The following is a 25,142-nucleotide window of genomic DNA, read 5'->3' on the forward strand; positions in this document are numbered from 1 at the left end:
GCGTCAGAGATTACCGATAATGCCTCGCGAGGGTCGTCACCGACCTCCCTGCTGAACCATGAGACATCGGATCACCTCCTTTCGCGCTTCTAGAGCCAGACCCCTCGTTTCACCGGGGGCCGAGAGCCGCGTGGGTCGCTGGCCTCGTCAGGGAATGTGAGTCTTTCAGCGCCGCAAGACAAGCCTTGAATTTTAGTTTTTCACTGTCAGTATCGACACTTCGGGCCCGCACGATCTGCGGGCCCTTTTTCATGTCAGCGGCAGTCCTCGATCACGCGCGTGATTTCCGGCCAGCTCGGGAGATAAAGCGCCGCCTGCCCCGGTACTTCGACCGCGAACCTGCCCTTCGAAAAGGCGATGGCGTCGAGCAGCGGATCGCTCGAGCCGAGCGTGGCGATAAGGGACGGCAGCTCGCCGGTGGCCGGCGTGGCCGTAATCGCCCGGTCGGTGGTCTCGGTGCGGATTCGCATGGGCATGGGCTCGGCTGCAGCCCCTGCGCGCGCAAGGGTGACGCGCCGCTGGCCGAGGACGCAAGTGATCGCAAAGCGCGCGTCGGTGCCCGATTCGCCGAACAGTGCCGCGGTGGTCGTGCCGCCCTTGCGATAGAACCAGTCCCCGGCGGTCTGCGGCGCATCCATCCAGTTGGCGTATGCAGTGGTCGGAGTCGGCGTCGGCGTCGGGGCGGGCGTCGGCCGCGCGATCGGCGGTGCGGGCGTGGGTTCGGGAGCCGGCGCCGAGCAGCAGGCGGTGGCGAGGCAGGCAATGGCGGCAATGGATGCACGAAAGCGCATGAATTCTCCCGGGTTTGACAGCCGTTCAACGCACGCTAGGCGATGAAGGGTCCATGGGAAAGAAGCGCCTCGACCAATTGATCGTCGATCGCGGGCTCGCCGAAAGTCGCAGCCGTGCGCAGGCGCTGGTCATGGCGGGTCTGGTCTTCTCGGCTGGGCGCAAGCTCGACAAGCCGGGCCACCAGCTTGCCGAAGATGCCGAGATCGACGTGCGCGGGCGCGACCATCCGTGGGTTTCGCGCGGGGGCATCAAGCTGGCGCACGCTATCGAAGCCTTCGGACTCGATCCCGCAGGCGCGACTGCGATGGACATCGGCAGTTCGACCGGCGGGTTCACCGACGTTCTTCTGCAAGGCGGGGCGCGCCGCGTTTTCGCGGTCGATTCGGGCACGAACCAGCTCGCATGGAAGCTCCGGCAGGATCCGCGGGTCACGGTGCTCGAACAGACGAGCGCGCGGGTGCTGACGCCGGCGATGATCGACGCGCCGTGCGACTGGGTCGTCTGCGATGCCTCCTTCATCGGATTGTCGAAGGTCCTTCAGCGACCGCTCGAGCTTGCCGCGTCCGATTGCCGTCTGGTCGCCTTGATCAAGCCCCAGTTCGAGGTTGGCCGCGACGAGGTGGGCAAGGGCGGGGTGGTCCGCGATCCGCAGCTTCACGCGCGCGTCTGCGACGAGGTGCGCGAATGGCTCGAATCGGGCGGCTGGGCCGTCGACGGAATCGTCCCCAGTCCCATCACGGGACCCGAGGGCAATGTGGAGTTCCTCATCGCCGCGCGACGTGGCACCGTTGCGCCCGCATCGGTGGTCGGCCACACAACCATCGACGATTCGGTTTCGACGGAGAATCCATGACCGCTCTCGCCTCGCGCGGACAGTTGCGCGCCAGCTTCATTCGCTGGGCCCTGTTCACCGTACCGCTCGTCGTTCTGCTGGGTTTCCTCTCGGGACAGCTGTCGGGCAGCGGGGCAGGAAGCTTCTGGTTCCAGTCGCTCGAAAAGCCGGCGATCTTTCCCCCCCCGATGTGGTTCGGGATCGTCTGGACGATCCTGTACGTCCTCATGGGCCTGGCCCTGGCGCTGGTCTGCGCCGCGTGGGGCGCCCGCGGACGCGGGCTGGCGATCGCGTTCTTCGCGTTGCAGTTCGTGGTCAACCTCGCCTGGTCGCCGGTCTTCTTCGCGATGCACGATATGCGTGCAGCATTGATCGTGATCGGCGTTCTCGATGTGCTGGTGCTGATCACCATCGTGCTCTTCTGGCGCGTGCGAAAGCTCGCCGCGGTCCTGTTGCTGCCCTACCTGGCGTGGATCGTGTTCGCGACCGTACTCAACTGGCAGTTCCTCGAACTCAATCCCGGCGGCGGGATCGAAGGCCCGGCGAACGGTGCGGTCGAACGCTTCGAATTGTGACTTGCGGGCGGCGCGGTGCGCCGCCACATAACGCGCCATGCAAAGCGAAAACCCCCTCGTCGCCGATCTCGTCAAGCTGGCCAATGCCGCGGCAGGCACCTTTGCGGGTATGACGCGCGAAGCCCGGGACGGCGCACGCGAGCGTCTTCGCGAGGCGATGGGCGGCATGGATTTCGTAAGCCGCGAGGAATTCGACGCGGTCAAGGCGATGGCTGCCAGGGCGCGCGAGGACAGCGAGGCGCTGGCCGCCCGTGTCGCGGCGCTCGAAGCGAAGCTCGCCGACAGAGCCTGACATTACGCAAGATTGGAACGCTCCCACGCGCGCTCGGTTTGAGTGGGCGAAAGGGACCTTTTCATGTTTACCCAGCTCAACCCGCCGATCCCGCTGCACGTACTCGACAAGGGGGACGGGCTCGCGATCGGAATGATCGACTACGGTCCCGAACATAACCTGCTGTGGATCACGGCCATCGACGCTACCGGGGAAATCTGGTGCGCGCCCAATCCGCAGGTGCGCATGCAGGCCAACTGGAGCATGGGCCGCGGCAAGAGCGCGGCCGTTTCGGCGTCGCGCGAGCGCATGGCAGCCAAGAACGCGGGGTTGGGCGAAGTCTGCGCCGACTGCGCGGATGCGCTGGCCGAGCGCGTCTAGCCTTCGCGCGCCACCGTACCGCCGGACACCCGCCAGACCGTCGCTTCTCCCCCGATCGCGGCAAACGGCGCCAGTTCGGTTCCGGTGAACCACACCTGCGTCTTCCCCGCGGCGAGCCGTTCGTAGAGCGCTTCCCGGCGCCGGGGATCGAGGTGCGCGGCAACCTCGTCGAGCAGCAGCACGCTCGCCCGGCCTCGCGCAGCAAGCGCTGCGTGGGCAAGGGTGATGGCGATCAACATCGCCTTCTGCTCGCCGGTGGAGCACTGGGCGGCTGCGTGGCCCTTGCCTGCCATCGTGACGGTAAGATCGTCGCGGTGCGGCCCTGCAAGGGTGCGACCGGCGCTTCGGTCGAGCGCGCGGCTAGCCCGTAATGCCTCGGGCGTGCCGTCGCCGCCCGAAACGAGCGCGAGTTCCGGGCGGGCGAAGGGCTCGTCGGGCAGGGCGGCCAGTTCCTCGCCCAATGCAGCGACCAGACGCGACCGTCCGGCGGACAGTGCGGCTCCGGCCTCGGCCATCTGCGCTTCGATGCCGTCGAGCCAGACGGGATCGGGCGCGGCCTCTCCCGCAAGGAGGCGGTTGCGCTCGCGCAGGGCCGCTTCGTACCGCGCGGCAGCCCGGGCATGGGTGGCATCGAGGGCGACCGCCATACGGTCAAGCCAGCGCCGCCGCGCGCCGGCGCTGTCCATGAACAGCCCGTCCATCGCCGGGGTGAGCCAGGCAAGCGCCAGCCATTCGCCGAGGGCAAGGGCAGACGCTTCGGCGCCGTTGATGCGAACCGCGCGCCGGGTCGGCCGGGCGGGATCGGTGGATGTGCCGAGGCGCACCGGTTCCCCGTCGTTGGCGAGCGATGCGCCCACCGCGAAGCCGCCGGGTCCGTCGGCCGACGCCATCTCGGCGATCGCGGCACGGCGCAGGCCCCTCCCGGGGGCGAGGAGCGAAAGAGCCTCGAGAATGTTGGTCTTGCCGGCCCCGTTCTCTCCGATCAGCAGGTTGAACTGGGCCGCGCCCTCCAGCGAGGTCGCGGCGTGGTTGCGAAAGCCGTTCAGGGAGATGCGATCTATCGACATTCGATAGGAGAGCGATAGCCGTGTGGCAGGGACGCTGCCAGCAGGGAAAGTGCAAATCCCAACTCGTGGTAAAATTTCCCAATGTTGAGCAAAGCATTCATGTGAGGTTTATCAACTCGAAACGGAAAATGGCGGATTTCCGCCGTTTTCTGCAATTGGCACGGCCCTTGCGAAGTATCCGGCATCAGGCGGAATGATCCGCCGGAGTTTCGAAAAAGGGATACGACAATGCAAATTCTCAACAACAAGGCTGCCGCCGCGGTTTTCTCGCTTGCCTTCAGCCTCGTGATGTTCGCGACGGCGATCGCTCCCGCCAATGGCGGCGCGCTCCTGCCGGGTGGTATGCTGGCGTGAACGGCCTCGACAACCCCCGGCCCGCAGTGACCCCGGTCAAGAGCGGGTTCCACCTCGACCGCAGCAACGCCAAGGTCTTCGGTGTCTGTTCGGGCATTGCCCGTCACTTCGACATCGACCCCATGATCGTCCGCGTGGCCTTTGCCGCCGGCACGATCCTCGGCTTCGGCTCGCTGCTGCTGGTCTACCTGGCGATCGCGCTGATCGCCGACTGAGGGAGCCCTCTCGGGGGCTCCCTCCTTTCCCTCACATCGCGCTGATGCCGCCGTCGAGCTTGAGCTCGGCCCCGGTCATGAAGCTGCTCTCGTCACTGGCGAGGAACAGCACGCCATCGGCGATCTCGCGCGGCTCGCCGACCCGCTTCAACGGTATCTGGCGCGCCAGCTTGTCCATGATCACGCTCTTCTCGCGTCCGGTCGATCGCACCATCCCGTCGAGGATCGGCGTATCGACAAAAGTCGGATGGACCGAGTTGCAGCGGATGTTCCATCCCATCTTGCCGCAGTAGAGCGCGACGCTTTTCGACAGCATCCACACCGCGGCCTTGCTGGCATTGTAGCCGGGCATCGTGTCGCTCGCGATCAGGCCGGCGATCGAGCTGATGTTAATGATCGAGCCGGGCTGGTTGTCCTTCATCAGCGGCAGGGCCTTCTGGCAGCCGAGGAACACCGAATCCACGTTGATCGCGAAGCCCTTGCGCCATTCCTCCAGCGTGCATGTCTCGATATTGCCGCGCACTCCGACACCGGCGTTGTTGACGAGGACCGACAGCCCGCCGAGCTTCTCGCGCGCCATTTCGATCGCTTCGTCCCAGTGGTCGGGGTTGGTCACGTCATGGACCATCGAAAACGCGGTGTCGGCGCCGAATTCATCGTTGATTCGGGCGACGGTTTCCATCGCTCCGTCGCCGTTTATGTCGGTACACAGCACCCGCGCACCCTCGCGGGCGAGCGCTTCGCAATGCGCCGCACCCAGTCCCTGCGCTCCGCCGGTCACCAGCGCCAGCTTGCCCGCTACCCGTCCACCACGCATCCGAATTCTCCCGCTAGCAGCAGACCCATTATTCGAACGTCGATCCCGACGCCCGCGCTCCGGCGCTTTTCGACGAAACCGGAAAGTTCGGCAAGGGGCACGCGGTAGACGGTGATGTCCTCGCCATCGGTACCGCCGCCAGGACCGGTGCGAGTCAGTCCAGACGCGCGCACGAGCGTGAAGTGCTCGCTGACCATGCCCGGCGAACTGAAAAATTCGCCCGCGATTTCAAGCCGATCTGCGCGCCACCCGGTTTCCTCCTCAAGCTCGCGCCCCGCAGCATCGAGGACCTCCTCGTCGGGGTCATCCTGGTCGCCGACCAGGCCGGCGGGCAGCTCCAGACACGGCATGCCGAGCGGAACGCGGTACTGTTCGACAAGCAGGATATGGCCATCCTCGACCGCCAGGATCACCGCGGCGCGGATACCGCGCACCCGAGAGACATATTCCCACCGTCCGCGCTTCTTTGCGGCGATGTACTTGCCTTGCCAGACGGTCTCTTCGGGCTCGTCCGCAGTGCTCAATCGGTCCTCCTGAAACAGCGAAAGGCGACACGAAAGCGACACCTGGATCACCCGCCGCCGCCTTCCAAGCCCGGGATTAATCGTCAGTGCTTTGCCGGCACAGTCACTTCAACGCCCGGGGAGGGGAGCTTGGCACAGGTTCTGGTGTGTAGGAAAGCGTTGTCGCGGCGACAAAGCGGCGCGCGCCGATCAGACTTCGATAAGGCGGTCGGGCAGCTCGTTCACGTCGTTCTCGTGGCGAGGGAAGTGCTCGGCCAGCACCGCGCCGACGTCGGTGATCCCGGCGACGAGCCCGTCGGCCACACGCCCCTCGCGGATGTGGACGAGCATGTCGGCCATCGCTCCGCCCCAGACCTCGGCAGTCACCTTTTCGGCGATTGATGCGTCGGCGACGATCTCGGCCCGATGTTCGGACATCGACAGGTAGATGAGGACGCCGGTCCGGCCGTGCGTGCGGCGCTCGGCGCCGACCTTGAAGTGCCTGATCGCCGCCTCGCGAACGCGGGCCTTCTTGATGGGCGGCGGTATCAGGAAATACCTGAGCGGCTGCCAGAACTGGATCGCCCAGACCCCCACGAATTTCAGCACGACCACTGCCACCGCGAGCGAGAGGACCGCCTGCGGGTGCCAATCGTGATTCCATCCGCCGAGGACCCGATCGACAAGCGGAAGGTAGAAATCGGGAAACAGGGCGAGGAACGTCAGCGCAGCCGTCGATGCGAGCACCGCCCAGCCGAGCTGGATGTCGCTGTATCCGTCGGACCGATCGGCCAGCACGGTGACGATCTCGCCGGCAGTGTGCGCTTCGGCGGCCGCCACTGCTGCGGAGACCTTCGCATGTTCGTCGTGGTCGAGATAGCGCATGCCTGTCCTCGCCTTACCAGCCACCGGAGGCGCCGCCGCCCCCGAAGCTGCCGCCGCCACCGGAAAAGCCGCCTCCGCCGCCTCCGCTCCAGCCTCCGCCACCCCCGCGCGAGCCGCCGCTGAGAACCGACCTGCCGACCTCCCACAGGATGATGTCGCCGACGCTGCTACCGGTCAGCGTCCCATTATGGCGTCCACCGCGCTTGCGCCTGCGCATCAGGGGCAGAATGAAGAAGAAGAAAATGAAGGCGAGCCAGATGAAGAAGCCAATCGGAAACTCGCCATCGCCTTCCGGTGCCATCTCGGCCTCCTGAGCAACGCGCGCCGCCTCTTCGGCAGGCAATTCGAGCTGCTTGATGATCGCGTCAGCGCCAGCCACGATTCCGCCGGGCATGTCTCCGGCCTTGAATGCAGGAAGGATCGTGTTCTGGACGATCAGGGTCGAATAGCCATCGGTCAGGTAAGGTTCGAGGCCATAGCCCACTTCGATCCGTACCTTGCGATCGTTGGGTGCGACCAGCAGCATCACCCCGTCATTGCGCTCCTTGTCGCCGATCCCCCATGCTCGGCCGAGCCGGTAGCCGTAATCGGCGATGTCGTAGCCTTCCAGGCTGGGGATGGTCGCCACGACGAACTGCCGCTGGGTGCGCGCTTCGAACTCCGTAAGCTTGGCGTCGAGCTGCGCCTCGACATCCGCGGGGATCACGTTTGCAGCATCGGTGACCCGCCCGGTGAGTTCGGGAAATGCCTGCGCCAACGCTGGCGACGCGAGCAGCGTCGCCAGCGCGGCGAAAAAAAGCGCGAATGCGCGCATCCGAACTATATCAGTTCGACTTGGTGGCCGAGCCCGACGGCGTCATGTCGAGCGTCGGCGCCACTTCCGCACCTGCGGTGACAGCCTTGTACGGCACCATCGGTTCCGACCCGTAGATCACGTTGGCACCGATCGCGCTCGGGAAGGTGCGGATCTCGGTGTTGTAGTCACGCACGGCCTCGTTGTAGTCGCGGATGGCGATGCGGACCTTGTTCTCGCTGCCCTCGAGTTGCCCCTGCAGCATCTGGTAATTGGTGATCGACTTGAGGTCGGGATACGCCTCGAAGTTGGCGAGCAGGCGCCCGAGCCCCGACGACAGCTGGTTCTGCGCCGCCTGATATTCGGCCATCTTCGTCTCGTCGGTCAGGTCGTCTGCGGTGATGTTGACGCTGGTCGCCTTGGCGCGCGCCTCGATCACGTCGGTCAGGATGCCACGCTCCTGCTCGGCAGCGCCACGAGCGACTTCGGCAAGGTTCGGGATGAGGTTGGCGCGCTCCTGGAACGCGGCCTCGACATCGGCCCAGCGGGCCTTCGCGGTTTCTTCCTTTGTCGGGATCGAGTTGATCCCGCACGATGCGAGTCCCAGGGCTGCGAACGCGACGATCGCGGCGCGGCGGACGGCGGTGAAGTTCATCAAGGCAAACCCCTTGTTACCAATCGGCAGGAAAGCTCCCGCCTGTATTGCGAATCTAGCACACCGCTGACCCCTTTCAAGAAATACCGGACGTTGACGCACCGATTTTCGCGCGCGAAACATGTCCGGGGCGCAGAGTGGAGGGACTCGCATGCTTTCGGAATTCAAGGCTTTCATCAACCGCGGCAACGTTCTCGACCTGGCGGTCGCCGTGATCATCGGCGCGGCCTTCGGCAAGATCGTGACGTCATTGACCGACAGTGTGATCATGCCGGTCATCGGCTGGCTTTTCGGCAACGTCGACTTCTCGAATTACTTCATCCAGCTTGGGCCGGTTCCGGAAGGTTATTCCGGTTCGCTGACCAACTACGCCGCGCTCAAGGAGGCCGGCGTGCCGATGATCGGCTACGGCGACCTGATCACGCAACTGGTCAACTTCCTGATCATCGCGTGGGTCATCTTCCTGATCGTGAAAGCGGCCAACAAGGCGGTTCACCACAAGGACGATGCACCCGCCGGACCGAGCGAAGTCGATCTGCTCACCGAGATCAGGGACGAACTGAAGCGCCGGCCCTAGAATTCGGACACTTCCCATTAAGCCGGCATCGCCTATATCGGGCGGTGCCGGTTTCGACCGGCTATGGCGATAAACTGCGGCGTGCAATAGGCGCAGCGGACCCGGGGGCAGTACCCGGCGGCTCCACCACCTCTTCCGGTCGTTGCGGAGGAAATGACGGGGCCGAACCAGGATCGACGTGTGCTGAAAAGCGCTGTTTTCGCCCGGGCTGAGTAACCCGCAAATAGGCTCACAACACACAAGTGCCAACGACAACGAAGCACTTGCTCTCGCTGCGTAATTCTAGGGCCTAACGGCCTGAAGTTACAAAGACTTGAGCACGGTTCGGACCGAACCGGGTAACAGAATCGGAAACCGGGCGTCCGGGGGTACGTAGCAACAGAAACCCCCACCTTTCGTTTCAGGTCAGATCAGGGCGTGCCGGCCGACGCCGCTTCGGCCTCGCTCCGCTCGCGCTCAAAGCGCAGGCAATCGAAGATCTTGGCGCCTGCGAGGAACACCGAACCGGTTGCGGCGACGAAAAGCGCCTTGCCGCCCCAGCCGGGGAATTGCTCCATGTAGTGCAGCCCGCGGTCGCAAGCGCCGAGCGCCAGCGCGTAGATGATCAGTCCCGCCTCGAACCGGGTCTTGATGACGAAGAGGCGACCGATCTTCTTCAGCATAAAACAGCTCTCGCAACCCAGTTTCAATCGTTAACGCAGCTGAGCAACGAGCGTGCCAAACCGAGGGCAGGCTGTCCCATTCGATGGTTAACAGGAAGCGAAGTGTAAACGAGCCCGACGAAGGGTCCAGCGCGTTAACCGAGAATTTCCAGGTCCAGCGCTTCCAGCAGCTTTGCGCGCGCCGAGACGACGTCGGCCACCAGCGCCGAACGACCCAGGTCGGCGGGGTCGATCTGTTCGGGCCAGTGGGCCGCGATGACCCGTTCGATCGAATCGGACTTGGCTTCGTCGAGCAGAAACCGTGGATCGACGGTCGCGGGATCGGCCACCACGCGCAGCCGAAGGCAGGCGGGCCCGCCTCCGTTGGCCATCGATTGCCGGACGTCCACGGGGAGGACGCGTCGGATGGGACCGTTGCCTGAGACAAGCGTGTCGAGAAAGGCCGCGACCGCAGCGACTTCGCGGCACTCGGTGGGCACGATGAGCGCGGTCTCGCCGTCGGGCAACGTGACCAGCTGGGCGTTGAACAGGTAGCTGCGGATCGCATCGTCGAGGGTAACCGCGGACGAGGGCACTTCGACGACCTTGAGGGCTGGAAACGCGCGGCGAATGGCGTCGAATGTCGCCGACTGGTCGGCGAAAGCCTCGGCGTGCGTGAACAGTATCCGGCCGTTCGCTACCGCGACGACATCGTTGTGAAACGCCCCGGCAGCGATCGCCGCTGGGTTCTGCTCGACGAACAGTACGCGTGAGGGATCGAGACCGTGCAAGCGCGCGACCGCGCGGCTGGCCTGTTCGTGCTGGCGAGCCGGGAATGCGCCGCCCGTCCGGCCATACACGAACACCTCCACCCCGGCAGCACCATGGCTTTCGCAGAAGCGCATGTGGTTGGCCGCGCCCTCGTCGCCGAAGCTCGGAGGAACCGGCTGGTGCAGCTTGAAATGCGCCTCGTCGGCGAATGCGACGGCGAGCTGGCGCGCGGTGTCGGGCCACTCCTGTGCGCGATGCGGCATCGTCACGAGGTTCGCGGGGGTGAGGTGACAGAGGCCATCCGCCGTGTCGGGCGAGGGGCTCACGGTCGCGGCATTTGCGGTCCACATCGACGAAGCAGACCAGGCAGCACCCGTCAGCGCGGGATCGGTTTTTTCGTCGGCGCCCAGCCGGTGCAGGTAGTCGGGATTGGGGCGGGGCAGGGGCACGAAAAACCCCTGCGCGAGGCCCAGGGCCATGTTGTGCCGCATCTTTGCGAGGCCCTGCAGCGCAGCAGCGCGCGGGTAGCTGACGTCACCGGCATGGGCGGTCGCGGCGAGGTTGCCGAGGCTGAGCCCTGCATAGTTGTGGCTCGGGCCGACGATCCCGTCGAAATTGATCTCGACGAGGTCCCGCGCAGGCCTCATCGCGGCACGCTCCACACGGTGTCGCCTTCGCCCAAGCCGAGAAGGCCAGCACTCTTGGCATCGATTGCCACCGAGCCGTCATCGATCGCGCGCATGCCATAGCAGGCGCGAAAGTCGCCGAGACGGCCGCAGGCGAGGATCGCGCGCTCACCGCCGTCGAGGTCCGCGCGGGCTATTTTCCCGGCGTGCGCCTCGCGGATGGACTTCACGTCATCGGTACGAGCGGTCATCGTCGGGCCGCCGTCGAAGATGTCGACATAGCCGTCGTGGCGGAACCCTTCGTGCTCGAGCATGCGCATGGCCGCGCGCCCCGTGGGGTGGGGCATCCCGATCACGTCGCGCGCGTCGTCGTCGAGCATGGCGATGTAGACCGGATGCTTCGGCATGAGATCGGCGATGAACTGGTTGCCGTTGATCGCGTTGAAATAGTCCGCATCCTGGAAGCTCATCCCGAAGAAACGGCCCGCGACCCCGTCCCAGAAGGGCGAGCCGCCGCGCTCGTCGATGATTCCGCGAAGTTCTGCGAGGATCCGGTCTGCGAAGCGGGCCCGGTGCATCGCGATGAACAGGTAGCGGCTGCGCGCGAGCAGCAGGCCGAGCCCGCCCGCGCGCTCGTTCGGGTGCAGGAAAAGGCCGCCGACCTCGCTCGACCCTTCGAGATCGGTGACGAGGCTGAGCAGGTCGGCGCGCACCGTGCGCTCAAGTTCCTGCGAATGCTGGGTCAGCGTATTCTTGCGATAGGAATAAAACGGCCAGCGCTGTCCGACCTGCGTCATCAACTGGCAGGTGCCGCGCACTTCTCCCGTTTCGGCATTTTCGAGCACCAGCACGAATTGTTCGTCGGCCAGCGTATCTTCGGTGCGCGCGAAGGCGCTTTCCGCCCGCTCCAGCTTGGCCGCGAGCGAGGCGCGGTCGGCGGGCAGGTTGGTGAATCCGCCGCCGGTGAGCTTGGCCATCTCGTAGAGCGGTTCGAGATCCCTCGGGTGTGCGGCGCGCAGGCGGAAGCTCAAATGTGTTCTCCGGAGGCGATGCGGGCGAGGACGAGCGCGGAAAGCGCCGCTCGCTCCGCAAGACTGGGCACGATCATGAACTCGTCGGGCGAATGGATCGCGCCGCCGCGCACTCCCATCGTGTCGACGACAGGCACGCCGCAGGCTGCGATGTTGTTCCCGTCGCAAACGCCTCCGGACGGTTGCCACGCGATCGACTGGCCGAGTTCGGCACCGCACTCGCGTACGAGATCGAACAGTCGCTGCGCGCGGGCGTCAACCGGCTTCGGCGGGCGGGTAATGCCCCCGTGGAGCCGCAGCGACACTTCATGTGCCTTCTCGATTTCCATCAACAAGGTTTTGAGATTGGACGTGAATTCATCGGCCGCCTCGGTTGATTTCGGCCGGATGTTGAACCGGAGCACGGCGTGGTCGGGCACGACGTTGTTTGCCGAACCGCCGTCGATCTTCGCCGGATTGATCGAGAGATCGGAGTGGCCCATCGCCTTGAGCCTGACAGCAAGGTCGGCGGCGGCGACGATGGCATTGCGTCCTTCGTGCGGGTTGCGCCCGGCATGGGCCGAGCGGCCGGTCACCACGATCGAGTAGTTGCCCGATCCCCCCCGCGCATGTGCCAGGGTGCCGTCGGGCAGCGCGCTGGGTTCATAGGTCAGCGCCGCAAACTTGCCCCGCGCCAGTTCCGCGATGAGGCCGGCGGAAGAGAGCGATCCGGTTTCCTCATCGGAATTGATCATCACGTCATAGCCAAGCGCCTGCCCTGCGCGCGTGCCTTCCAGCGACAGCAGCGCATGGAGGATCACCGCGATGCCGCCCTTCATGTCGGCGGTACCAGGCCCGTTCAGCGTCTCGTCGTCGATCCAGCGCAGGTCCTGGAACGGGTGGTCGACAGGAAACACCGTATCCATGTGGCCGGTGAGGAGCACGCGCCGCTGCGCATCTGGCCGCACCCGCAGCACGAGGTGCTTGCCATGCGCTTTCTCGACCTCGCTCCCGTCGGGGGACACGACGGTGACCGGGGTGGGCTCGGCCAGCTCGATCGAACCGGGAAGGGCGGAAAAAGCGTCGGCGAGGAGAGCCGCCTGCCTGGCGAGACCTTCCAGATTGGCGGTGCCGGTGTTGATCGCGCTCCACGCGAGCACGTGCTCCAGCATCGCATGGCCGTCGATCGCGGCGGTGAACTGGTCAGCGGCAAGTTTCATCGGTAACCGCTCCTAGCGGGCCGCGCGACACAGTCCAACCCCGCGCAACCGGCAGTTGCAATCGCTCCCCGGCTTGTGCATTTGCGCGGCTCGCTTCCTCCCCGGACGACAGTTACTCAACCCGTACCGAATCTCTTCGGTGCGCTGGCAACATGCGAGGGACGTAGTGAGCAATACCGTGACCAAGGCCGGACTGCAGGTGGACGGCGCACTTGCGCGCTTCATCGAGGGCGAGGTGCTGGCGCCTCTCGGGAAGGATGGCGACGCGTTCTGGAAGGGCTTCGCATCGATCCTTGCCGACTTCGCTCCGCGTAATCGCGCCTTGCTGGAAAAGCGCGAAGACCTGCAGGCGAAGATCGACGATTGGCATGTCGCCCGCCGGGGCCAGCCCCATGAGGCAGGGTCCTATCGTGCCTTCCTGCAGGAGATCGGTTACCTCGTCCCCGAACCGGGTGATTTCATCATCGGGACGCAGAACGTCGATCCGGAGATCGCAACGATGGCGGGGCCGCAACTCGTGGTCCCGATCCTCAACGCACGCTTCCTGCTCAACGCCGCCAACGCGCGCTGGGGAAGCTTCTACGACGCCTATTACGGTACCGACGCGCTTGACGCGCCGCCTGCGCGGCCGGGCGGATACGACAAGGCCCGCGGCGACGCAGTCATCGCGAAGGCGCGCTCGTTCCTGGATGGAGCGGTTCCGCTCGCGTCGGGAAGCTGGAGCGACTTGACCGGGCCAGACGCGATCGCGCTCGCCGATCCGGCGCAGTTCGTCGGCGACACCAACCGCGGAAAGATGTTCGTCAACAACGGGCTCCATATCGAGGTCGTCTTCGATGCGAACAGCGAGGTCGGGCGGGACGACAAGGCCGGAATTGCCGACGTCGTGCTCGAGTCTGCCCTCACCACGATTGCCGATCTCGAGGACTCGGTTGCGGCGGTCGATGCGGAAGACAAGCTGGCTGCCTATCGCAACTGGCTCGGCGTGATCCGCGGCGATCTTGAGGATACCTTCGACAAGGGCGGACGGACCCTGACCCGGCGCCTGGCCGACGATGTGCAGATCGGCGATCGGGCGCTCCCCGGTCGTAGCCTGCTGTTCGTGCGTAACGTCGGTCACCTCATGACCAACCCCGCGATCCTCCTGCCGGACGGATCCGAGGTGCCCGAGGGGATCATGGACGCGGTGATCACCAGCGCGATCGGTGCGCACGACGTGCGGGGCCTTGGCCGGTACAGAAACAGCCGCACGGGTTCGATCTACATCGTCAAGCCGAAGCAGCATGGTCCCGAGGAGTGCGCTTTCACCAACGACCTGTTCGATGCGGTGGAGGACCTGCTCGGGCTTGACCGCCACACGATCAAGGTCGGCGTGATGGACGAGGAACGCCGCACCAGCGCCAACCTCGCCGCGTGCATCCACGCGGTCCGCAACCGGATCGTGTTCATCAACACCGGCTTCCTCGACCGCACGGGCGACGAGATTCATACCTCGATGCAAGCCGGCCCGATGATCCGCAAGGCGGAGATGAAGACGAGCTCCTGGTTGACCGCGTACGAGGCGCGCAACGTCGCCATCGGCCTCAGGCACGGCCTGTCGGGCAAGGCGCAGATCGGCAAGGGCATGTGGGCCGCGCCCGACATGATGCGCGACATGATGGAGCAGAAGATCGGCCACCTCAAAGCTGGGGCCAACACCGCTTGGGTGCCGTCACCGACGGCCGCCACGCTCCATGCGACGCATTACCACACGATGGATGTGTTCGAACGGCAGAAGGAACTCGGAGAGGCGCCGGGCCTCGATGGCCTGCTGGCGATACCCGTGGCGCATGGCACCAATTGGTCGGAGGACGAGGTTCGCGAGGAACTCGACAATAACGCACAGGGGCTGCTCGGCTATGTCGTGCGGTGGGTCGACCAGGGGGTGGGGTGCTCAAAAGTGCCCGACATTCACGATGTCGGCCTGATGGAAGACCGCGCGACTCTGCGCATCAGCAGCCAGCACATGGCTAACTGGCTCCATCACGGCGTCTGCACCGCCGAGCAGGTGATGGACAGCCTGCGACGGATGGCGGCTAAGGTCGATGCGCAGAACGCAGGCGATCCGTCCTATACACCGCTCGTCGGCAACGAGGACGGTCCCGGCTTCAGGGCGGCCGTGGATCTCGTGTTCAAGGGGGTGGAGCAACCCTCGGGCTACACCGAGCCGTTGCTGCATGCCTGGCGGCAGGTTGCGAAAGCCTGAGGTCGGCAAATTCGTTGCGTCTGAGCAACATACGTTCAAAAGTGCGCCATTGTGGAACGCAAGGCGGCTTTTGACGTTTCGTCGCACAGGAGCAACCTGGACCGTATTTATCGATGCGCGCGATTATCGTTGAAGATGAATTCCTTGCAGCCATTCACGCCGAGTCCGTGTTGGAACGGTGCGGCGTGCAGGTCATCGGCACGGCGGAGGACATGGAAGGTGCCCTCGCATTGAGCGACGAGCGGCCCAACCTTGCGCTTGTCGACCTCAATCTTCGCGACGGCTTCACGGGGCCGGCGATCGGTTCGTCGCTCGCGCGGACCGGCGTCGAGATCGTATTCGTGACCGCAAATCCGTCGCAGCTCGAAGGCTGCAACGAATTTGCATCGCCGGTAATCGAGAAGCCGATCGACGAGCAGCTGCTGGTCGACACCGTCGAGCGCATCAAGCGACAGGCCAAGCCAACCTCTCAGGCATATTGACCGGTCGTTCGTGAATTCTCGATATCACTGAGGCCCAGATTGTGAACGACGCCTCACACGCCGATGTGACCGCCTTCCTCGCCAGCGAAGCGGGGTTTCGTGTCTTGACCGATACGATGCCGCACATGGTCTGGTCGACGCTGCCCGACGGTTATCACGACTATTACAACGCGCAGTGGTACGCCTTCACCGGTGTCCCGCAAGGTTCGACCGATGGTGAGGAATGGAACGGGATGTTCCATCCGGACGACCAGGATCGCGCGTGGGAGCGCTGGCGCCACTCGCTGGAAACCGGCGAGCCGTACGAGATCGAATACCGCCTCCGGCGCCACGACGGGGAATATCGCTGGACGCTCGGCCGGGCACTGCCGGTTCGGGAAAATGGAAAGATCGTGCGCTGGATCGGCACCTGTACCGATATCCACGACGCAAAATCCTCAGCCGATCAGCTCGAGGTTCTGAGCCGCGAGCTGAGCCACCGTATCAAGAACATATTCTCGGTCATCATCGGCCTGATCGAGCTGACCAAACGAACCGGCCGGGATGGCTCCACTGCCCTCGGTGAATTGAGCGAAAGGATCCTTTCGCTCAGTCGCGCGCACAACTTCGCCCGTCCGCACAGCGAGCAGTCGCAGCCCAAGCTGGACAACAACGAGCTGCACGGCCTGCTCGTCGAACTTCTCGCGCCCTATCGTACCGATGATGACCGGATCAGGATCGTATCGGACACGATCCCGCTCGACGATCGTGGGGCCACGCCGATCGCGCTGGTGGTCCACGAGCTCGCCACGAACTCCGCCAAGTACGGCGCATTGTCCAGCGAAGATGGATCGGTCGAACTTCGCTCGACCCTCGACCATGGCCAGGTGTCGCTGCACTGGACGGAACTGGGTGGTCCGCCCATTTCGGGGCCGCCTGAGACAGACGGCTTCGGCAGTCGCCTGATCAAGATGAGCGTCGAACGACAGCTGGCGGGTTCACTGTCGAAGGACTGGCTCCCCGAGGGTCTCCGTGTCGTGATAACGGTACCTCAGATGAACCTCTGCCGGTCGCTCGACTGAGGTCGCAAGAGGAGCCTCTCAGGCGCTCAATATCCTGGCGATTGAGACGAATTCTGCCACTGACAGCGTCTCCGCACGCCGCTGCGTGTCGATGGAGAGCGTCTCGAGCGCTTCGAGCGCGCCAGGTACGCCCCGCAAGCTCTGGCGGAGCATCTTCCTGCGCTGGCCGAAAGCAGCTTCGGTAATCCGCTCGAGGATCCGCGCGGATACGCCTCCGGGCATCGCGACCGGTTCGACATGGACGATCGCGCTCATCACTTTGGGCGGAGGCGTGAACGCGCTGCGGTGAACCTTCATCGCCAGGCGAGCAGACGCGCGCCATTGGGCAAGAACCGCCAGGCGACCATAGGCGCTGGTGTCCGGTACGGCGACGACACGCTGGGCAACCTCCTGTTGGAACATAAGCGTGAGGCTGGTCCATCGCGGGGGCCACGATTCTCCAGAGAGCCAACGGGTGAAGAGCGCCGTGCCGACGTTGTAGGGCAGGTTGGCGACCACCGCGTAGTGTTGCTCCATCAACTCGTCGTGATCGAGCTTCATGGCATCGCCCGCGATCACCCGAAGTCTTTCGGGGTAGGCCTCCGAGAGTTCGGCGAGTGCTGGGAGGCAGCGACGGTCCATCTCGATCGCGGTCACGCGAGCGCCAGCCCGCAGCAGGGCGCGCGTGAGGCCACCGGGTCCGGGCCCGATCTCCAGCACCGCCGCGTCGTCGAGATCGCCCGGAACCGCGGCGATCCGGTCGAGCAGCTGCTCGTCGAACAGGAAATTCTGGCCGAGTGCCTTGCTTGCAGACAGGCCGTGACGTGCGACGACCTCGCGCAGCGGAGGAAGGCTAGCCATTGGCCGCACGCCGCATCGCGCATTCGCCGGCCATGCGGATCGCGGCGATCATCGCGCCGGGGTTTGCGCGCCCGGTTCCGGCTATGTCGAAAGCCGTTCCGTGGTCCGGACTGGTGCGGACGATCGGCAGGCCCAGGGTCACGTTGACGCCCGCGTCGAAATCGAGCGCCTTCAGCGGGATCAGCGCCTGATCGTGGTACATGCACAGCGCCACGTCGAAACCATGGCGGGCGTGGGGAGCAAACAGCGCGTCAGCGGGGTGCGGGCCGGTGGCAGCGATGCCTTCACGGCGCAGCGCCTTGATGGCCGGCGCGATGATCCGCGCCTCCTCGTCGCCGAACTTCCCGCCTTCACCCGCATGCGGGTTCAACGCGGCGACCGCGACCCGAGGGGCCTCGATACCGAAATCGCGCTCAAGCGCGGCAGCCGCGACGCGCGCGCGGCGGACTATGAGATCGGTCGTTATGCGACCCGGTACCTCGGCCAACGCGACGTGGACTGTCAGCGGCACCGTCCGCAATTGCGGTCCGGCGAGCATCATCACCGCGTCCTCAGCCGCCACGCCGCAAGCTGCCGCTACGAACTCGGTCTGGCCGGGGTGGTCGAAACCGACCTCGGCGAGCAATGCCTTGGCTATGGGAGCCGTCACGACGCCGGATGCCTCGCCCGCGAACGTCAACTCGGTGGCCCGCTTCAGGCTCGCGAGCGCCAGTGTGGCGCCCGCGGAGTCGGGAAAACCAGGCCTCCATGATCCGTCGAGTTCGCCCAGAACCGGGAGCGCCCGTCCGAACACTTCGGCAGCATCTTTCAGCGAGGCGATCGGCTCTACCGGCAGCTCGATACCGCGAGAGGCCCCGGCCTCGACAAGCAGGCTGGCCCCGCCGATCGCTGCGAACGGAGGTAAGGCGTGTTCGAGCCTCCGGGCCCATGCCTCGGCGATGAGTTCGGGGCCGACACCCGCCGGATCGCCCAGCGATACGGCGAGCGGGGCGGACCTCAGTTGTATTCGATCACCGCGTCGTTGCGCAGGTCGCGCAGGTATCGCTGTGCCCGCTTGTTGATGCGCTCGTCTTCGAGCTGCGCCATGAGCTCGTCGAAACTCGGAGCGCCGGCATCCACGGGATCGTCACGGCCGCACAGCATCAGGACGCTCACGCCTTCCTCGATGCCGCCAAATGGCGCGGTAGTCTGACCGACCTGGAGATCGAGAAGCATCGCCTGGATAGCCTCGGGCAGAGACCGCAGCACGATACCGTCGCTGCTCGCGACCTTGGCGCCGATCGAGCCGGCAACTTCCTCGGCACTGCCGCACCCGCGCATCTGGCCGAGCCCGGACACGAATTTCTGCAACTCGGCTTGTGCCTCCGCTTCGGTGATGCCGTCCTGAAAATCGTACGAGACCTGCTTGAGGCTGAGCACCGCGTCGCGCGGGTCCGCCGTGAGGATCGCCTTCTTGTCGATCAGCGCGAGGAGCGAGAATCCTCCCGAATTCTCGATCGGGCCAAGCAACTGGCCGACCTGCATCTGCCGTGCGGCGACAGCAAGTTCGCTGGGAAGCATCTCGAGCCGGACGAAACCGAGGTCGCCCCCGGCAGCGGCGGTCGAGGATTCGGAATATTGCCGCGCGTAACCCTGGAAGCTGCCGCCCTGACGCAGTTGTTCGATGATCTGGGTGATGTTGGCCAGAACCTGCTCGCGGTTCTCGGGAGTGGCGGCGATCCAGATTTCGCCGAGGCGATACTCCTCCGTGCCGCGGCTGGCCTCAAGCCGTTCGCGGATTTCGGTCACTTCCTCCGACGATACGTTGATGAAAGGCGCCACGTTGCGACGAAGCAGCCGCTGCCATGACAGTTCACCGAGAATCTGGCGCTTGAGCGACCCCGCCGACGAGCCGATCCGGGCGAGATATTCGTCCATCGCCTGGACGTTCTGACCGAAGTTCTGCGCCGCGACGCGCGCATACGTCTGGTCCACTTCCGCCTGCTGGACTTCGATTTCCTGCGCGCGCGCTTCCTGGATCTGCAGCGTCTCGTCGATCAGGTTGCGCAGAACCTGCGTTCGCAGCCGCTGCCGCTCCTGTTCCGATATCTCGCCGCGCGAAGCCGCGATGATCAGCGCAAGCCGCTGGTCGACGTCGGTACCGGTGATGATCTGGCCGTTGACCACCGCCGTGGGGCGGCGCGTGTTGGGATCGTTCTGGCCGATCACCGAGACATTGCTGGGCAGGTTCAATCCGCCGGTCGCCGCAGCCTCCTGCGCGGACGCGGCGATCGGTGAAACGGCAAGGCCGAGCGCGGCGACGCCGTTGAGCAGCTTGAAAATGGTTCTTTCGATCACGCCTTGGTCCGTTTGCATCGACGCTTTTGAATAACGCCGGATTGAGCCCGGGCGGGTGGGCCGAAGCGGCTTAACCCAAGCTGAGTGCGCGCGGCGGATAGCGCGTTAATCGGAGTCTGCCAACCGGCCTCGCATCAACGGAAACCGAGGTTCCGCAAGGCGAAATAGAACTGGAAGGTATTGCCCCGCCGCGCGTCGCCCTGGTCGAGGTAGTCGCGGCGCCACGTCGCGCCGATTTCAAGGCAGTCATCCTGGTAGGCGACTCCGAGCCGGGTCCGGATCGGGTCGAACCCGTCGGCAGTGAAGGTCGGGTCTTCCGCCCTGTCGGTCAAGTTGAACACCCCCGACCCGAACAAAGACCAGTAGCGCGCAAACGCGACCCGCCCGGCCAGCCGCAGTTCCTCGCGGTCGCGCAGGTCCTCGATCGTCGTCGAAATGTCGCGGTTGAGCCGCAAGTATCCCACCTCGAGGTAGGTCCTGCTCGAACCGACGGTAGCGTCGATCTCGTTGCGCCGCACCGCCAGGTTGTCCTTGTCGAGCCTGAAGCGGTGCGTAAACTTCACGAAATCCTTGAACCGGACATCCGTGCGTCCGACGAAGTCGGAAACCCGCTCGCTGAGGCCGGTGCCGTCGGGCAGGATCGTCGCCCGGTTGTTGAGCCGCACGGACTGGCCGATCGTGGTGTTGATGCGCCAGTTGGGCCGGGTCAGTTCCCAGTCGAGACCATAGGTCACGCGCGGCCCGTCCTCGATCCGGTCATAGCCGGGGAAGCGATTGAGCGCGAAGAGGTTCGAATCTTCGAGGTCGATCGCTCGCGCGTCCTCGTTGGGTACGGCCAGGTTGCGGATAGGCGGAGTGGCGACGAGCTGGACCCGCGGGGTGAACACCTGTGTTCCGCCGAATGCGGGGCCGACGAAGGGCCACTCGACATCCGCGGCCACGAGCGCAACTGCACGGGTTTCCCACCCGGGGTTACCGCGATAGATCGCGGTGGCGGTCAATCCGTTTTCGTCGGAATGATAGACATCGCCGCGCACGAGGCCGGTGACCGTGAGCAGCTGGCCCATTCCGGTCACTCGCTTGAGGTCCCACTTGGCACCCGCGAAAGCGCGCTGCGTGTCCTGACCGTCGGGCCGATACAGGGCCAGCGAGTTCGCCTGAAGTTCCAGCTTCCCGCCGCCGAGAAATTTCGTGTCGAGGCGGCGGCGATAGTCGATCATCGGCAATGCGATGGGTACTGTCCCCTGCGGCACGCCGAGCCGCAGCGTCTGCGTCGCATATCCGGCAATGGCCAGGTATGAATCGGCGTCGATCCGCTCCAATTCGATAAGCGAGCGCAAACGGTCGTCGCGACTGATGTCGTAGCGCCGGAGGAAGGTCCGGTCGGTGACCCGGCGTCCTGAAAACGTCAGGCTCCAGTTGGGATCGAACTGGAACTTGCCATTGGCGAACAGATAGCCGCGCAGACGGTCGGCGCCGGTCGATGACCCGCCGAAGGGGTCGAGGCGGCGACTATATGTGAGATAACCGGTCGCCTGATAGGCGCCGAGCGAGGTCAGGTGCCGCCACTGGGCCGATGCCATCGGCGGCGCGCCGGTGAATGCATACGCGCTGAGCGTCAGATCCTGGTTCGGCGCAAGATTGACGTAATAGCTGCCCGAGAGCTCGAGGCCGTTGTTGCGCGAGTACTGGATGTCCGGAATCAGGAATCCGGAAACCGGCCGTCCGTCGGTTCGCACGGCCAGTCCGGGTAGCGGTATGAGCCGTGCCCCGAACAGTTCCAGGTAAGCGCCCCGGAAGCGTACGATCTTGTCCTCGGGCGAGTATATCACCCGATCGGCCGTGATCCGCCAGCTCGGCTCCCGCGGGCAGCCTTCGGCATCCACGACCTCGCATCCGGTGTAGGCCGCTCGCGAAAGCTCGATGGTGCCGTCGGCCAGTCGCTCGCCGTTGGCCGCGGCAAGACGCCCGCCCTCGCGCAGGGACAGGAGCAGGTCTTCCATCGCGCCGGCTTCGAACTTGTCGGTCAGTTCGATGCGGCTGGTATAGAGCTGGTTGCCGTCCTCATCGACGAAGCGGACGTTGCCGGTGGCGACGATCGTACCGCTCGTCCGGCTCCAGGTTACCTGATCCGCGCGGACCGAGCGGTCCTCGCTGCGCAGGACGACGTCGCCGCTGGCGGTCACCGAATCGCTGTTCTCGTCGTAAGCGACCGAGTTGGCCTCGAAATTGATCTGGCGCTCGCCGGTCGGTGCAGGGGGCATCGTCGCCGCGTCGATCGGCGGCATCGGCGTGGAAAGGTCCGGCGGGGTCCCTTCGGGGCTGCCGGTCGTGCCCATTCCGGGCGCGGGGCCGTCCTGGGCCCAGGCAGGCGCGGCCAGCAGTGCGACGGCTATCACGGCCACGCTGGCGAACGCCCCACGTCTGGAGGCTGGCAAGCGGCGGCCCGATGCTTGCTGCAATCCGATCGAGGGGGGGAGCATCGCTTGCCTATCGCAGCACTGCCGCCTAATCGCAATCGCCATCCTGAGCCCGGATGCGCCGAAGTGCGTCGATAGCGGGACGAGCCTTATCCTCTGGAGTAAGCATGAAGATTGAATTCGCCGAGACCGTTCCCGCCGGCACCCCCGTTGTCGCCCGCGTAGTCGACAAGGATACGCTGCCCGCCGATCTCGAAGCCACGCTGACTGAAGGCGCGCGAGCCGCCCGCTTCAAGGGCCGCCCCGGGCAAGTTTTCGACAGCTTTGCCGAACGGGGTGGATCGGTGGTGCGAGTGGCGCTTGCCGGCGCGGGCGAGAAAGCCGACGAATCGCGTCTTGCCAATCTCGAAAAGGCCGGGGCCGCGCTGGCCGCGAAGTACGCCTGCTCGGGTGCGACCAGCATCGCGATAGAGTGTGAGGGATTGTCCGCGGAAGAAGCCGCGGCGGTCCTCATGGGCCTGCGCCTGCGCACCTGGCGCTATGACCGGTACCGGACCCGGATGAAGGACGAGCAGAAGACGACGCTTGCCAAGGCTGTTGCGGTCGGCGCGCCGGACGGATCGAAGGATGCCTGGGCGGATGCTGCCGCCGTCGCCGACGGCGTGGAACTGACCCGCGAACTGGTGACCGAGCCTGCCAATGTGATTTACCCGGAATCGTTCGTCGAGCGAGTTCGCGCCGATTACGAAAAGGCGGGCCTCAAGGTGATCGTGCTCGGCGTCGATGACATGACCCGCCTTGGCATGGGGGCGCTGCTCGGGGTCGGGCAGGGTTCGGACAAGCCTTCGCGCCTGCTGGTTGTCGAGTGGAACGGCGGAGAGAAAGGCGCGAAGCCGACCGCGTTCGTCGGCAAGGGCGTCACCTTCGACACGGGCGGGATTAGCCTCAAGCCGGGTCCCGGCATGGGTGACATGAAGTGGGACATGGGCGGTGCGGGTGCCGTGGCGGGCGCGATGCTCGCCCTCGCGCGCCGGAAAGCAAAGGCCAATGTCGTCGCGGTCATGGGCCTGGTCGAGAACATGCCCGACGGCAAGGCGCAGCGCCCGGGCGATGTCGTGACCAGCATGAGCGGGCAGACGATCGAGATTCTCAACACCGATGCCGAGGGGCGGCTGGTGCTGTGCGATGCGCTGACGTGGGTGCAGAAGGAATACGATCCGGTTGCGATCGTCGACTTCGCCACGCTGACGGGTGCGATGGTCATCAGCCTCGGTCATGAGCATGGCGGCGTGTTCGCCAACGATGATGCGCTCGCCGACGCTCTGCTCAAGGCGGGCCGCGAGACGGGCGACAAGCTGTGGCGAATGCCGCTCCATGCCGCCTACGACAAGCTGATCGATTCCCCGATCGCCGACATGCAGAACATCGGTCCTCGCGAGGGCGGGTCGATCACGGCGGCGCAGTTCCTCCAGCGTTTCATCGACAAGGGACGCGCCTGGGCCCACTGCGACATCGCGGGTACGGTCTGGGCGGCCAAGCCGGGCGCGACCTGGGGCAAGGGGGCGACGGGTTACGGCGTTCGCCTGATCGACCGCTACGTGCGCGACGTGCTGGAGAACTGAAGGCCGTAATGCCGAAAATGCGGCGCAAGGCGGACCTTCCGAGCAAGCCTTGCGCCACGTGCGGCCTTCCATTCACCTGGCGCAAGAAGTGGGAGCGGGATTGGGACAGCGTGAAATACTGTTCCGACCGCTGCCGGTCGGGGAAGGGCAAAGCGCAATGAGGCTCGATTTCTGGCAAGTATCCGAAGGCCCGGTCGAGCGGGTTGTCGCGCAGATCGCGCCGCGGGTTCTCGACGGTAACGAGCGCATGCTGGTCGTCGAAGCCGATGCGGAGCGCCGCGCGGCCATTTCCGGGGCGCTGTGGGCGGCAGACGGCTTTCTGGCCCATGGCGAGGATCACGCCGAGCGCCAGCCGATCCTCCTGGCCGAGACCTGCAGGCGCGACAACGGCGCAGCCGTGGCGGTGCTCGCGGACGGCAAGTGGCGCGACGAGGCCGCGGAGTTTGACCGCACGATCGTGCTGTTCGGAGAGCCGCAGGTGGCGGAGGCGCGCGCGCTCTGGCGACAGTTCGACGGCCGCGACGACGTGCAGCGCAGCTATTTCGCGCAAGAGGATGGACGCTGGGTCAAGAAGACCTGAGCCTTGCGCAGACCTGCTCCCGTCGCTAGGGGCGCGCGCAAATCTCCATCCCATTTCTTCCTGAGGATTATCCCATGGCGGTTACCCGCACCTTTTCGATCATCAAGCCCGATGCCACCCGCCGCAACCTGACCGGCGCGGTTACCAAGATGCTCGAGGATGCCGGCCTTCGCGTCGTCGCCTCGAAGCGCATCCACATGACCCGCGAACAGGCGGAAGGCTTCTACGCCGTGCACAAGGAGCGTCCCTTCTTCGGCGAACTGTGCGATTTCATGACCAGCGGACCGGTCGTCGTGCAGGTCCTCGAAGGTGAGGATGCGGTAAAGCGCAATCGCGACATTATGGGCGCCACCAACCCCAAGGATGCGTCCGAAGGCACCATTCGCAAGACTTACGCCGAGAGCATCGAGGCCAACTCGGTTCATGGCTCGGATTCGGACGAAAACGCCAAGATCGAGATCGAATATTTCTTCAAGCCGGAAGAAATCGTCGGCTGATCGGGAGCGGGGGCGGTTAATCCCGCCCCCGGCTCGCCTTAACAAATGCGTTAGCGCTGATCTGCACTGCCGT

29 protein-coding genes and 1 other RNA gene are annotated in these 25,142 nt (G+C 65.2%); 15 read left to right on the plus strand and 15 right to left on the minus strand.

Translation table 11 applies throughout. The features are described from left to right. Positions 1-254 precede the first annotated feature (254 nt). Entirely contained in the window at positions 255-791 is a 537-nt protein-coding gene (locus A6F68_RS08595) for a hypothetical protein (protein WP_067678643.1), read from the minus strand. A gap of 53 nt (positions 792-844) precedes the next feature. Between A6F68_RS08595 and A6F68_RS08600 the strand changes: the two genes are divergently transcribed. From A6F68_RS08600 to A6F68_RS08615, 4 genes are all read left to right on the plus strand, one after another. After that, positions 845-1,645: a TlyA family RNA methyltransferase gene (locus A6F68_RS08600; RefSeq protein ID WP_084001769.1), complete on the plus strand. Its 801-nt coding sequence runs from the start codon at positions 845-847 to the stop codon at positions 1,643-1,645. After that, a complete protein-coding gene (locus A6F68_RS08605) occupies positions 1,642-2,199 on the plus strand; it encodes a TspO/MBR family protein (protein WP_067678646.1) in 558 nt (185 codons plus the stop codon). The genes A6F68_RS08600 and A6F68_RS08605 overlap by 4 nt, the downstream gene beginning before the upstream one ends. Positions 2,200-2,236: 37 nt before the next feature. Next, positions 2,237-2,491, plus strand: a complete 255-nt coding sequence (locus A6F68_RS08610; RefSeq protein WP_067678649.1) for an accessory factor UbiK family protein — start codon at positions 2,237-2,239, stop codon at positions 2,489-2,491. A 63-nt stretch (positions 2,492-2,554) separates the two neighbouring features. Then, entirely contained in the window at positions 2,555-2,851 is a 297-nt protein-coding gene (locus tag A6F68_RS08615; RefSeq protein WP_067678652.1) for a hypothetical protein, read from the plus strand. On the opposite strand, the gene recF is transcribed toward A6F68_RS08615, so the two are convergent. Beyond that, positions 2,848-3,918: a DNA replication/repair protein RecF gene (gene recF, locus A6F68_RS08620; RefSeq protein ID WP_067678655.1), complete on the minus strand. Its 1,071-nt coding sequence runs from the start codon at positions 3,916-3,918 to the stop codon at positions 2,848-2,850. The two genes, A6F68_RS08615 and recF, sit on opposite strands and share 4 nt — an antisense overlap. Positions 3,919-4,146: 228 nt before the next feature. Between recF and A6F68_RS15380 the strand changes: the two genes are divergently transcribed. Further along, on the plus strand, positions 4,147-4,272 hold the full coding sequence (locus A6F68_RS15380; RefSeq protein ID WP_257784441.1) for a hypothetical protein: 126 nt from the start codon (positions 4,147-4,149) through the stop codon (positions 4,270-4,272). After that, positions 4,269-4,487: a PspC domain-containing protein gene (locus tag A6F68_RS08625; protein ID WP_084001770.1), complete on the plus strand. Its 219-nt coding sequence runs from the start codon at positions 4,269-4,271 to the stop codon at positions 4,485-4,487. The genes A6F68_RS15380 and A6F68_RS08625 overlap by 4 nt, the downstream gene beginning before the upstream one ends. Positions 4,488-4,518: 31 nt before the next feature. Here the strand turns inward: A6F68_RS08625 and A6F68_RS08630 are convergent, their stop codons facing one another. The 5 genes from A6F68_RS08630 to A6F68_RS08650 all read right to left on the minus strand — a co-directional run bounded on the left by A6F68_RS08630 (position 4,519) and on the right by A6F68_RS08650 (position 8,140). Continuing rightward, positions 4,519-5,304, minus strand: a complete 786-nt coding sequence (locus A6F68_RS08630) for an SDR family oxidoreductase (RefSeq protein WP_067678658.1) — start codon at positions 5,302-5,304, stop codon at positions 4,519-4,521. Then, positions 5,286-5,828: an NUDIX hydrolase gene (locus A6F68_RS08635; RefSeq protein ID WP_067682350.1), complete on the minus strand. Its 543-nt coding sequence runs from the start codon at positions 5,826-5,828 to the stop codon at positions 5,286-5,288. Before A6F68_RS08635 ends, A6F68_RS08630 begins: the two co-directional genes overlap by 19 nt. 189 nt (positions 5,829-6,017) lie before the next feature. Beyond that, positions 6,018-6,692: a TPM domain-containing protein gene (locus A6F68_RS08640; protein WP_067682353.1), complete on the minus strand. Its 675-nt coding sequence runs from the start codon at positions 6,690-6,692 to the stop codon at positions 6,018-6,020. Positions 6,693-6,705: 13 nt separating this feature from the next. Further along, positions 6,706-7,506 carry a TPM domain-containing protein gene (locus A6F68_RS08645; protein WP_067678661.1) on the minus strand — a complete coding sequence of 267 codons (801 nt, stop codon included), beginning with the start codon at positions 7,504-7,506 and terminating at the stop codon, positions 6,706-6,708. Positions 7,507-7,516: 10 nt separating this feature from the next. Further along, positions 7,517-8,140, minus strand: a complete 624-nt coding sequence (locus tag A6F68_RS08650) for a LemA family protein (protein WP_067678664.1) — start codon at positions 8,138-8,140, stop codon at positions 7,517-7,519. Positions 8,141-8,291: 151 nt separating this feature from the next. Between A6F68_RS08650 and mscL the strand changes: the two genes are divergently transcribed. Further along, complete coding sequence (mscL, locus tag A6F68_RS08655; RefSeq protein WP_067678667.1) at positions 8,292-8,717, plus strand: large conductance mechanosensitive channel protein MscL; 426 nt, start codon at positions 8,292-8,294, stop codon at positions 8,715-8,717. A gap of 7 nt (positions 8,718-8,724) precedes the next feature. Then, positions 8,725-9,073: a transfer-messenger RNA gene (gene ssrA / locus A6F68_RS08660) on the plus strand. A 54-nt stretch (positions 9,074-9,127) separates the two neighbouring features. Here ssrA and A6F68_RS08665 read toward each other — a convergent pair. The 4 genes from A6F68_RS08665 to A6F68_RS08680 form a co-directional block, all read right to left on the minus strand. Next, positions 9,128-9,379: a hypothetical protein gene (locus A6F68_RS08665; protein WP_067678670.1), complete on the minus strand. Its 252-nt coding sequence runs from the start codon at positions 9,377-9,379 to the stop codon at positions 9,128-9,130. Between the two features lie 134 nt (positions 9,380-9,513). Further along, positions 9,514-10,776, minus strand: coding sequence for an N-succinylarginine dihydrolase (locus A6F68_RS08670; RefSeq protein WP_067682355.1), 1,263 nt, complete (start codon positions 10,774-10,776; stop codon positions 9,514-9,516). After that, positions 10,773-11,786: an arginine N-succinyltransferase gene (locus tag A6F68_RS08675; protein ID WP_067678673.1), complete on the minus strand. Its 1,014-nt coding sequence runs from the start codon at positions 11,784-11,786 to the stop codon at positions 10,773-10,775. The genes A6F68_RS08670 and A6F68_RS08675 overlap by 4 nt, the downstream gene beginning before the upstream one ends. Beyond that, positions 11,783-12,985, minus strand: coding sequence for a hydrolase (locus A6F68_RS08680; protein ID WP_067678676.1), 1,203 nt, complete (start codon positions 12,983-12,985; stop codon positions 11,783-11,785). The genes A6F68_RS08675 and A6F68_RS08680 overlap by 4 nt, the downstream gene beginning before the upstream one ends. 166 nt (positions 12,986-13,151) lie before the next feature. On the opposite strand from A6F68_RS08680, the gene A6F68_RS08685 reads away from it, so the two are divergent. The 3 genes from A6F68_RS08685 (at position 13,152) to A6F68_RS08695 (ending at position 16,773) form a co-directional block, all read left to right on the plus strand. Continuing rightward, positions 13,152-15,230 (plus strand): malate synthase G, encoded by a 2,079-nt coding sequence (locus A6F68_RS08685; protein WP_067678680.1) that lies wholly within the window; start codon positions 13,152-13,154, stop codon positions 15,228-15,230. Positions 15,231-15,343: 113 nt separating this feature from the next. After that, positions 15,344-15,712, plus strand: a complete 369-nt coding sequence (locus A6F68_RS08690) for a response regulator (protein ID WP_067678683.1) — start codon at positions 15,344-15,346, stop codon at positions 15,710-15,712. A 41-nt stretch (positions 15,713-15,753) separates the two neighbouring features. Further along, positions 15,754-16,773, plus strand: a complete 1,020-nt coding sequence (locus A6F68_RS08695) for a sensor histidine kinase (RefSeq protein ID WP_232308104.1) — start codon at positions 15,754-15,756, stop codon at positions 16,771-16,773. Positions 16,774-16,791: 18 nt separating this feature from the next. Here the strand turns inward: A6F68_RS08695 and rsmA are convergent, their stop codons facing one another. The 4 genes from rsmA to A6F68_RS08715 form a co-directional block, all read right to left on the minus strand. After that, positions 16,792-17,613 carry a 16S rRNA (adenine(1518)-N(6)/adenine(1519)-N(6))-dimethyltransferase RsmA gene (rsmA, locus tag A6F68_RS08700; protein WP_067678689.1) on the minus strand — a complete coding sequence of 274 codons (822 nt, stop codon included), beginning with the start codon at positions 17,611-17,613 and terminating at the stop codon, positions 16,792-16,794. Next, on the minus strand, positions 17,606-18,619 hold the full coding sequence (gene pdxA, locus A6F68_RS08705) for a 4-hydroxythreonine-4-phosphate dehydrogenase PdxA (protein WP_418368993.1): 1,014 nt from the start codon (positions 18,617-18,619) through the stop codon (positions 17,606-17,608). The genes rsmA and pdxA overlap by 8 nt, the downstream gene beginning before the upstream one ends. Continuing rightward, positions 18,610-19,968 carry a peptidylprolyl isomerase gene (locus tag A6F68_RS08710; RefSeq protein WP_067678695.1) on the minus strand — a complete coding sequence of 453 codons (1,359 nt, stop codon included), beginning with the start codon at positions 19,966-19,968 and terminating at the stop codon, positions 18,610-18,612. The genes pdxA and A6F68_RS08710 overlap by 10 nt, the downstream gene beginning before the upstream one ends. Positions 19,969-20,084: 116 nt before the next feature. After that, positions 20,085-22,433, minus strand: coding sequence for an LPS-assembly protein LptD (locus A6F68_RS08715; protein ID WP_067678698.1), 2,349 nt, complete (start codon positions 22,431-22,433; stop codon positions 20,085-20,087). Between the two features lie 104 nt (positions 22,434-22,537). On the opposite strand from A6F68_RS08715, the gene A6F68_RS08720 reads away from it, so the two are divergent. The 4 genes from A6F68_RS08720 (at position 22,538) to ndk (ending at position 25,069) form a co-directional block, all read left to right on the plus strand. Then, a complete protein-coding gene (locus A6F68_RS08720) occupies positions 22,538-23,992 on the plus strand; it encodes a leucyl aminopeptidase (protein WP_067678701.1) in 1,455 nt (484 codons plus the stop codon). 8 nt (positions 23,993-24,000) lie between these two features. Beyond that, positions 24,001-24,153, plus strand: a complete 153-nt coding sequence (locus tag A6F68_RS14720; protein WP_074428298.1) for a DUF2256 domain-containing protein — start codon at positions 24,001-24,003, stop codon at positions 24,151-24,153. Continuing rightward, positions 24,150-24,572, plus strand: coding sequence for a DNA polymerase III subunit chi (locus A6F68_RS08725; protein WP_067678704.1), 423 nt, complete (start codon positions 24,150-24,152; stop codon positions 24,570-24,572). The genes A6F68_RS14720 and A6F68_RS08725 overlap by 4 nt, the downstream gene beginning before the upstream one ends. Positions 24,573-24,646: 74 nt before the next feature. Further along, positions 24,647-25,069, plus strand: a complete 423-nt coding sequence (gene ndk, locus A6F68_RS08730) for a nucleoside-diphosphate kinase (RefSeq protein ID WP_067678707.1) — start codon at positions 24,647-24,649, stop codon at positions 25,067-25,069. Positions 25,070-25,142: the final 73 nt, after the last annotated feature.

This window comes from Tsuneonella dongtanensis (assembly GCF_001698205.1).
Classification (GTDB): domain Bacteria; phylum Pseudomonadota; class Alphaproteobacteria; order Sphingomonadales; family Sphingomonadaceae; genus Tsuneonella; species Tsuneonella dongtanensis.